This window comes from Pseudoalteromonas sp. UBA6610, from assembly GCF_002433295.1.
Classification (GTDB): Bacteria; Pseudomonadota; Gammaproteobacteria; order Enterobacterales; family Alteromonadaceae; genus Pseudoalteromonas; species Pseudoalteromonas atlantica.
In genome coordinates this window covers 1-9,677 of the sequence record NZ_DJHW01000130.1, presented here as the reverse complement: position 1 = coordinate 9,677, position 9,677 = coordinate 1, and the positions used below count along the sequence as shown (strand labels likewise).

Here is a 9,677-nt window from a genome sequence, read left to right as displayed (position 1 = left end):
GTAAACACATTTCAGGACAAGACAATATTTAAAATTAAAAAGCCTAGCAGTCGCTAGGCTTTTTTATGCGCTAAATAATTAACGAGTATTGCAACTTGGTATTGCTTTTAACTGGTTATAAGCCCTTAGCCTAACGAAGGCGCAGTAACTCAGCTCACAAATTACAAACCCCTCATATTGAGTAAGTTTTAATGCTAAGCGCACAATAAAATTTAGTACCCACCTATACTTTGCATCTCTTTACTGCGCTGCTCTAATTTTTGCTTTGCCTTTTCGGCATCTTCAAACAGTTTTTGAATAGATTCAGCGTTGTAAACGGTAGGTGTAGGTGGTTGAATACTCTTTTTTGAGGTACTTGCACTGCTACTCAAAATTGAGGTGTCTTCTGCGGCTACAACAGTGACATCACGGGCATCAAGTTTTACCTCAATACTTTTGCCATCTGCATTAGGCGTATCTGAAAAATGCCATTGGCCGTTTTTATCTTGCCACTTATAAATTTTGCTACCGGGTTTAATTGTCGCCGCATCATTGTTTACACTCTGCGCAATTTTATCGCCCGCTTGTTTTGCGCCTTGCACTGCCTGATTAAGCGTATTGGTAGATAACGCGACCATTTTTTCTTTAATTTTGTTAGATTCAGCACTAATAGATGAACTAGAAAGCCATGTTTGGCCATCTGGCTTTTTTAGGTAAAACAAAGAGATAACAGCAATGATCATGACTGATATTGCCAAGTAGGTGAAGTATTTCATAGCGTTCCTGCTTAAAAATGAATCCTTGAAAGGCAAGTCTAATAAAAAATACTTAATCAGGCAATTTTTTTGCAATAAAAAACGCAACCTAAGTTGCGTTTAAATAGTTGTTTAGCATTCGCTTTTTTTTAAATACCATCGCCGTCAATATGCAGTCCGCATTCGCGGTTTAAACCAAAAAAGCGCGTTTCTTCTTCGCTCATACCTGGCTCAAGTTTACGCGTAGTATGCACATCACCCATCGACACATAACCTTGCTCCCATAATGGGTGGTAAGGTAAATCATGCTTGGTAAGGTATTGATATACATCGCGGTTTGACCATTCAATAATCGGGTACACTTTTACCGTACCTCGGCTTATCTCAACAAACTGTTTATCTGCACGGGTCGATGATTGGTCACGGCGCAAGCCACTAAACCAAGTACCGGCACCAATTTCTTTTAATGCGCGGGTCATGGGCTCTACTTTATTAAGCTGATTATATTGCTTAATACCGTCCTCGCCTTGTTCCCATAACTTACCGTATTTAGCTTCTTGCCATGCAGGGCTTAGCTCAGCTTTATACACCTGTAAATTAAGTGATAGGCGCGCTGTCATTTGCTCAATAAACTGATACGTTTCTGGAAATAAATAACCCGTATCGGTTAATACCACAGGAATATCAGGACGCTGAGATGTTACTAAATGCAGCATGACCGCCGCTTGAATACCAAAGCTTGATGATAAAAAAGCTGTATCGGGTAAGTTCTCTAGTGCCCATGCAACACGCTGCTCCGCACTCATTGGTGCAAGTATGCCATTTGCATCTGCAAGCAATGCCGCTTGGCTTTGCTTATCAAGCTGTAATATGTTTTTAAATTCACTCATGGTCAATTTTAAACCTCACCCACGCTCCGCGTGGGTATTTAATTAAGCGTGAAAATCGGTTACTGATACTTTTACTTCAGCAACAATGCCTTTGCGAATTACAAAGTCACCAAAACATTCACCGTCGTTTCGCTCACTTGCCCACTGGCCAATTAGCTTATCAAACGCGTCTAGGTAAACATCTTCACCTACGTTTTCTAGGTACAGTTTAGGAATGCGTGTACCTTCTAAATTACCGCCTAGGTAAACGTTGTATTTACCAGGGCCTTTACCTACTAAACCAGCTTCTGCAAGCATTGCGCGGCCACAACCGTTAGGACAACCTACAACACGCATAATAATGCTGTCATCAGGTATGCCATGCTTAGCAAGTAGTGCTTCGGTTTTTTCAATTAAGCTTGGTAAGTAACGCTCAGCTTCGGCCATAGCAAGCGGACACGTTGGCAATGCTACACACGCCATTGAGTTTTTACGTTGCTCAGTGTCTTTGTCATCAATTAAGCCGTGGTTACGGGCAATTTCTTCAATGACTGCTTTTTGATCGGCAGGCACACCAGCAATAATTAAGTTTTGGTTAGCCGTCATGCGCATATCGCCTTGGTGCACTTCAGCAATTTTACGACAACCTGTTTTTAATGGCTTACCTGGGTAGTCTAAAATACGGCCACTTTGTATAAATAGCGTAAGGTGGTGCTTGCCATCAATGCCTTCTACCCAACCGATACGATCGCCACGGTGAGTAAACTCATAAGGGCGGCTTGGTGCAAAGCTTACACCGGCACGTTTTTCTACTTCGGCTTTAAATACGTCAGACCCAACACGGTCTAGTGTGTATTTAGTTTTTGCATTTTTACGGTTAGAACGGTTACCCCAATCGCGCTGCACTGATACAACATGCTCAGCAATTTTTAAAGTGTCTTCTAGGGCAATAAAACCAAAGTCGTCAGCTTTACGCGGATACGTAGCCGTATCACCGTGGGTCATAGCTAGGCCACCACCTACAAGTACGTTAAAGCCAACAAGCTTGCCGTCCTCGGCAATAGCAACAAAGTTTAAGTCATTCGCATGCACATCAACTTCGTTGTTAGGCGGAATAGTAACCGTGGTTTTAAACTTACGCGGTAGGTAGTTAGAACCTAAAATTGGCTCTTCTGTAGTTTCTGCTTTTTCGCCATTTAACCAAATTTCAGCGTATGCTTTCGTTTTTGGAAGTAAATGCTCAGAAATTTTTGCAGCCCACTCATACGCTTCTTGATGTAACTCTGACTCAACAGGGTTAGTCGTACATAGTACGTTACGGTTTACATCGCCTGCGGTGGCAATAGAGTCAATACCAACGCTATTAAGCATTTGGTGCATGCCTTTAATATTTGGCTTTAATACACCATGAAATTGAAACGTTTGACGTGTTGTTAAACGAATACTGCCGTAGCTTGTTTTTTCATCGGCAAATTTATCAATTGCTAGCCATTGCTCAGGCTTGATAATACCGCCAGGCATACGTGCACGTAGCATTACATTGTGCAGCGGCTCTAGCTTTTGCTTTGCGCGCTCAGGGCGTATATCGCGGTCATCTTGCTGGTACATACCGTGAAAACGTATAAGTTGGAAGTTATCGGCTGTAAAACCACCGGTAATTTCATCTTTTAAATCTTGCTCTATGGTGCCACGTAAAAAGTTACTTTCTCTTTTCAAACGTTCGTTATCAGAAAGTTTTACGTTTTTATCTTGTTCGCTCATTTTAAATCCTAAATTTGTTACAGTGACGGCTGCTAGCTGTTAATAAAATAAGAAACGTGATTAATACACGTCTTTCTGATAGCGGTTAGCGCTACGTAAGTCTTTTAAATATTGCTCTGCGTCTTCGTAGCTTTTACCGGTGTTTTCGCTGATGATATCAACTAAGGCGTTGTGTACATCTTTTGCCATGCGGTTTGCATCACCACACACATAAAAATGCGCACCTGCTTCTAGCCACTCAAAAATTTCTTTTGAGTTTTTGCGTAGCTTGTCTTGTACGTATACTTTTTCGGCTTGGTCACGGCTAAATGCAACGTCAACTTTGCTTAATAGGCCTGATTTTAAATAACCCTGAATTTCTACTTGATACAAGAAGTCTTGTGTAAAGTGTGGGTTACCGAAAAACAGCCAATTTTTGCCTTGTGCTTCTCGCGAGTCACGCTCTTGTAAAAATGCACGGAATGGCGCAATACCGGTACCTGGGCCAACCATAATAATTGGGGTATTATCATCGCTAGGTAAACGGAAGTTGTCGTTGTGCTCACTAAATACTTTAACTTTACACCCTTCTTCAGCACGGCGTGCTAAATAACCAGAGCAGCCACCTAAATGTTCGCTGCCAAAGGCGTCAAACTCAACTAAACCTACCGTTAAGTGCACTTCCTCTTCAACCTCGCTTTGGCTTGAAGCGATTGAGTATAAGCGCGCTTGTAATTTACGTAGGCAATCAACTAAGGTTTGTGCGTCTATTTTTGCAGGATTTTGTGCCACTACATCAAAAATTTGACGAGGCTCAATGTACTCACGCATCGCGGCTTTATCTTCTACAAGCTTTAGTAGCTCTGGCGTGCCCGTTGCTACTGCATATTTTTCTACAAAGCCTGGGTATGACTGAGTAAGCTCTAACTTTTCGATTAATGCATCGCGAATAGGCAGTGACTCTTCGCCCACTTTTACAAGTGTGCTTGGATCGATTTGCGTGTGTGTTAGTAGCTCATCTACGCGGGCTTCATCATTTAAAAAGTACACGCCTAATGAATCACCAGGTAAGTAGGTGATGTCTGAGCCTTCAAGCGAAATCTCAACATGGCGTACATCTTTAGTAGAATCGCGCCCTGTAATTTTTTGTACGGTAACAAGCTCTGCCGCAAATGGGTTTTGCTTAGTGTATTGGCTTGCTGCCGCTGTTGGCGCGCCAAATGGCATTGATACAACTTGGCCGCCAGCAGCATCTTGCTGCGCTTTTAGATCAGGTTCGAATGCATCAAGTGCACCGGTGATCCAAGTGGCTGCTTCATCATCGTAATCAACATCTAGGTCGGCACGTTGGAAAATAGTCTCTGCGCCAAGTTTGTTTAAACGCTCTTCAAAGTCTTTTGCTGTTTGGCAGAAAAACTCATAGCTAGAGTCACCTAAACCCAGTACCGCTACTTTAACGCCATCTAACTTAGGTGCTTTTTTGGTAGTTAAAAATTCATACAGTGTTTCAGCATCTTCAGGTGGTTCACCTTCACCGTAGGTAGATACAACAACGGTTAAAAACTTTTCTTTTTTCAGGGCTGTAGGTTTGTAGTCAGACATGCTCACAAGTTTTACAGCTAGACCGCGCGACTCTGCTTGCTCTTTAAGCTTAGTCGCCACACCTTTTGCATTACCTGTTTGCGAACCATACAAAATAGTAAGTGGCGCAGCATCGCTTGCAGCCGCTGTAGGCGCTTGCCCACCAAGAGCCGCAGAATTAGCATTTGCAGCTAAGTAACCACTTACCCACGCTTGCTGAATCGGATTAAGTTCTGCTACTAAGCCTTGCAGCTTTTGTACTTGCTCTTGCGATAGCGGGCTTGCCGCTGCGTTAAGTTGACCTAACAACATGAATTTGTTCCCCATAACCCTGAAAATTACATACAGCCCACATGGTGCGCTGTTCAAAATGAGTTTTACCTCACCCAGAGTAACTCTGCTGAGGTTTTATTAGTGTGCAGGATAGCGGGCTATGCGGTGAGAAAAAAAGAATAGAATCTGCTTTGTTATTCCATTTAGTTATTAATTTATATAAAGACCTTCAAAAACAGCTTAAAGGCTTATTATTGCTATTTTATTAATTTTGTATTTAACAAATTTGTAACCTTGTGCAGATAGTGTATGTTATTTACTCAACTATAAAAAATAGGAACAATCATGTCACACGGGACATACAAAAATAAGTTACTTAGCACGGCATTACTGATTGCCGCCACCCCAGCAATGGCCAATGTCGCAAATGGCGGATTTGAGCAGTGGACAGGCAATACGCCTGACGCGTGGACCACAATTGATAGCGGTATTAATGTATCGCGCTCAACCAGTATCGTAAATAACGCAAACAGCGCGGCGGCTATTAATGTGACCACCGGCTCGCAAAGCAATACCGACTTATTACAACAAGTTAGTGTGGAGGCGGGCAAAACATATGATTTTTCAGTGGATGTATATCACACTGAAGGAAACATAAGGGCCCGCCTGTATGTAGATGGCTACCAAGGGTACTCTAACCAAGCGCAAACTAACCAGTGGCAAACAATTAGCCACAGTTATACGCCTAGCAGTAATAAAACCATTAATGTTGGTTTACGTTTTTACGATATGAGCGGCTTTGATGGCAATGAAATCGTTTATGTAGATAATTTTTTGCCTAATACAGATGGCGGTGCTTCAGGCAGCTGTAACGACCATAGCCTTACTTTAACCCTTAATACCGATAACTACGGCAGCGAAACCAGCTGGGTGGTTAACAACAGCCAAGGTAGCAGCGTAGCCAGTGGTAGTGGTTATGCCTCTAACACACAATATAATGAGCAACTCTGTTTAACTGATGGCGCATACACCCTAGTTATAAGTGACAGCTATGGCGACGGTATGTGCTGCAACGTAGGTAATGGTAATTACGCGCTCACTCAGGGCAGCACCACACTTGCCAGTGGCGCAAGTTTTAATAACACAGATAGTACAACTTTTGAATTAGGCGATAGCTCTGGCGGTGATACTGGCGGTGGCACTAACCCAACACCAACAGGTTATTACGTAACAACTCAGGGTTTATCTGGTTATGCATTAAAAACTGAGCTTTATAACATTATCAAAAATCACAGCTCGCAAGGTTACTCGGCTATTTGGAACTTTTACGATTCTTCAGCACGCGATAAATACTTTGAAAACGATAACAGTATTTTAGATATGTATAGTGAAAAGCCAAATGGTAGTGACAGCTATACTTACACCGCGGTGAGCGATCAGTGTGGTACTTATAACAGTGAAGCAGATTGCTATAACCGCGAGCATTCGTTCCCTAAAAGCTGGTTTGGCGGCACAAATGAGCCAATGAATTCAGACGTGCACCACATTTATGCAACCGACGGTTATGTAAACTCAAAACGTAGTAACTACCCATTTGGTGAAGTGGCTAGCGCATCATTTACATCAACAAACGGTAGTAAAGTCGGTTCAGCAGCAAGCTCTATTAATTACTCAGGTACGGTGTTTGAGCCAATTGATGAGTTTAAAGGTGACTTTGCTCGCGCTTATTTTTACATGGCAACCCGCTACGAGAATGTAATAGGCTCGTGGCAAAATAACACAACTGCCAGTAATGCAGTCCTTAATGGTACAAGCAATCAAGTATTCGAAAACTGGGTGGTAGCTATGCTACTTAACTGGCATAACGCCGACCCTGTTAGCCAAATGGAACTTGATCGTAACCAAGCAGCTTATGAGTTTCAAGGTAATCGTAACCCGTATATCGATCACCCTGAATTTGTTGAGATGATTTGGTAATAGCTTGGTTATAACTTTTTAGCCCCAGCATTAACTGGGGCTTTTTAATAACTGTACTTTTTGTTTGGCAATAAGTGACGCTACATACTGCTTTTCTAAATCCCACGGATGACGCTTCCAGCCCTTAAAACCAAAACCGATAATATGCACCTGTGCTTGCTGCTTTAAAAAGTGCTCAATAGCTAACATTCCCGAACTGGGTGTTTTAGCTTTAAAAGCAGGTTTGCCAAACGTATATAAGTGTTTTAATAATGCTGTTTTATCGTGCTGGGCGATTCGACTCACGTTTGCATGCGGGCTATATTTACGTATTATTTCATCGCCATGGTCAATACAGCCCCTGCGGTTAATTAGCTTATAAAAAGGTTGAGTAAATAAGTTAGGTTTTGGGTCAGTGATCATGACATTTTTCAGCTGCGTTATATCTATATCTGGAAACGCTGCGCAGAGCATTGCGCCTTGCTTACCTCGCCCTACTAGCCATAAATCAGTACATTTACGGCCTAAGTATGCAGGCATGTTTGCACACATATTAAAGCGCACCACTCTATCAAAGCTGTTTAGGGCTTTACTTACATCCTTTTCGACGGGGCCATTACCTATAATTAACACTGTTTGCTTAGCCATACTACGCTCCTTGTACCTTTATTAGCGCATACTAACGTGCCCGCCACACTTTACCAGCAAACTTATATTAAACTTTTTTTGCAACCAATCATTGTGCGGTAAATTAACAGACATTACTTTTGATTTAAGGCCTGCTCTGCACGCTCTATTGATTCATAGCGTTTGCCTGTAATTTTTATCAGCCATACTTTATCTGTAAAGGTGCGGCTTAAATACACTGTTTGCCCATTTGGGATTTGCGGCATAAAGGAAGAAATAGATTCCCACTTGCCATCAACCTGCTCTTTTAACTTCAAGCTGGCGTTAAAATGCGACCCCTCTGCGTTAGGCTTTACTTCAAGCGCCGTCATTTGCGTATCATCACCAATTTCTATCATTGCGCTTTTATTTAATAGCGTGAGTAGCTGAGGTTGATGCGTAGGGCTTAGATTTTTTAAAGCCTGCTCTATTTTACTATCTACGGTAATCTCATTCTGTAATTTATAAATACTGGCCTTAATTGCAAAAACAGGCTCTGCGTAACTGGGGTTTATAAAAAACAGTGAACTGATAAGCACTAACATAGCGCCAGTAAATTTATTCGACATATTATATCTCCTTATTAAAATCGAATTGAGCATACCTTATATTTTATTATATTTAATATAAGCTATTAATATTCATAATATTCTTTATATTAATAAGCATGAATATACGCTTTTAGACTATTTATAAATACTAATTTTAGCGATAATAAAACGCTTAACTAATCAAATAAGAGCAGAGGGTATGCAAGCGTTAGGAATGGAGTTAAAGCGCCTTAGAGCAAATAAAAAGTGGACTCAGGCTTATGCTGCGCGTGAAATTGGAATTCAACAGTCGTACCTTTCAAAGCTTGAAAATGGACAGTTTATCCCCTCAACTGAGGTAATTAAAAAGCTTAAACTTTGCTATGGCGAAGGCTGTATTGATAAATGCCTACCTATAAGTTCAGCGATACATAAGCCCTCAAACATCACTTTAATTATGAGCCTGACTTTATTTATGTGTGGGCTGATAGCGTGGTTGTGTGCAACATATGAAATTTTTTATCCACAAACCTACTTTACCTATCAAGCAAAGCTAGGTGACTTTTTAGCCTTTAACGTCACTCAGCAATACCAAGGCGAACGCTTTATTGAGGGGGATGTGACCTATCAAATTGTAGGAGAAAGGCAAGTCAGTCGAATCGAGAACCGCTTCTTAGTGGTAGGCTCTGCCGTGTGCATATTAATATCTATTGTTGCAGCTTTACTCTCGCAAAGGCATAGGTTTGGTAAATTATAGAGCTGTTATTTAGTTGTTCTTGGCAATTACTCCAGTATTACTCTACCTCAAACATCTATACAGTCGTGTATCGAAATTTTTATCTGTCGCTATAAATGCCTAATAAATTAACACGATTGGTATTATTTTCGATTAGTATTAGGACTATTACGTATTCGTGGCGTGCTTTTTTCTCAAGTGTTCTAGTCTCAACCCAAGCTACGGCGCTTCACACCACTGCGAGCAGCTGAGGACTGAAAGCTTCAAACTTACAGCTTTTTTAAACGCAAACAAAAAGCCCCGGCTAATGCCAGGGCTTTTTTACAAAACTTACTTAATTTAAAAATTAAGCTTGTTTTGGACTAGAAACAACGTCTACTAAAGTCCAAGATTTATTCTTAGAAATTGGTGCGCATTCACGGATAGTAACTACGTCACCCGCTTTTGCTGTGTTGTTTTCGTCATGTACGTGTAGCTTAGTAGTACGTTTGATGAATTTCCCATAGATTGGGTGCTTCACGTAACGTGCGATAGCAACAGTGAAAGATTTTTCCATCTTGTCGCTTACTACACGGCCTTGAAGAGTACGAAT

At 41.4% G+C, this 9,677-nt stretch carries 9 protein-coding genes; 2 read left to right on the top strand and 7 right to left on the bottom strand.

The window, feature by feature from the left end:
* Window positions 1–212: 212 nt before the first annotated feature.
* From B4F91_RS16930 to B4F91_RS16915, 4 genes are all read right to left on the bottom strand, one after another.
* Entirely contained in the window at window positions 213–755 is a 543-nt protein-coding gene (locus B4F91_RS16930) for a DUF4124 domain-containing protein (RefSeq protein ID WP_286938950.1), read from the bottom strand.
* Between the two features lie 128 nt (window positions 756–883).
* Window positions 884–1,624: a phosphoadenylyl-sulfate reductase gene (locus B4F91_RS16925; protein ID WP_004589442.1), complete on the bottom strand. Its 741-nt coding sequence runs from the start codon at window positions 1,622–1,624 to the stop codon at window positions 884–886.
* 42 nt (window positions 1,625–1,666) lie between these two features.
* Entirely contained in the window at window positions 1,667–3,364 is a 1,698-nt protein-coding gene (cysI, locus tag B4F91_RS16920; protein ID WP_024031990.1) for an assimilatory sulfite reductase (NADPH) hemoprotein subunit, read from the bottom strand.
* A 60-nt stretch (window positions 3,365–3,424) separates the two neighbouring features.
* Entirely contained in the window at window positions 3,425–5,236 is a 1,812-nt protein-coding gene (locus tag B4F91_RS16915; protein ID WP_121636828.1) for an assimilatory sulfite reductase (NADPH) flavoprotein subunit, read from the bottom strand.
* 306 nt (window positions 5,237–5,542) lie between these two features.
* Between B4F91_RS16915 and B4F91_RS16910 the strand changes: the two genes are divergently transcribed.
* Entirely contained in the window at window positions 5,543–7,174 is a 1,632-nt protein-coding gene (locus B4F91_RS16910) for an endonuclease (protein ID WP_286938954.1), read from the top strand.
* A 30-nt stretch (window positions 7,175–7,204) separates the two neighbouring features.
* On the opposite strand, the gene B4F91_RS16905 is transcribed toward B4F91_RS16910, so the two are convergent.
* A complete protein-coding gene (locus B4F91_RS16905) occupies window positions 7,205–7,801 on the bottom strand; it encodes a hypothetical protein (protein ID WP_286938956.1) in 597 nt (198 codons plus the stop codon).
* Between the two features lie 113 nt (window positions 7,802–7,914).
* Window positions 7,915–8,388, bottom strand: coding sequence for a hypothetical protein (locus B4F91_RS16900; protein ID WP_286938958.1), 474 nt, complete (start codon window positions 8,386–8,388; stop codon window positions 7,915–7,917).
* Between the two features lie 181 nt (window positions 8,389–8,569).
* Between B4F91_RS16900 and B4F91_RS16895 the strand changes: the two genes are divergently transcribed.
* Window positions 8,570–9,106, top strand: a complete 537-nt coding sequence (locus B4F91_RS16895; RefSeq protein ID WP_286938959.1) for a helix-turn-helix domain-containing protein — start codon at window positions 8,570–8,572, stop codon at window positions 9,104–9,106.
* Between the two features lie 325 nt (window positions 9,107–9,431).
* On the opposite strand, the gene rpsQ is transcribed toward B4F91_RS16895, so the two are convergent.
* Window positions 9,432–9,677 (bottom strand): 30S ribosomal protein S17 (gene rpsQ, locus B4F91_RS16890; RefSeq protein WP_286938961.1); only part of this gene is annotated, 246 nt, incomplete at its 5' end.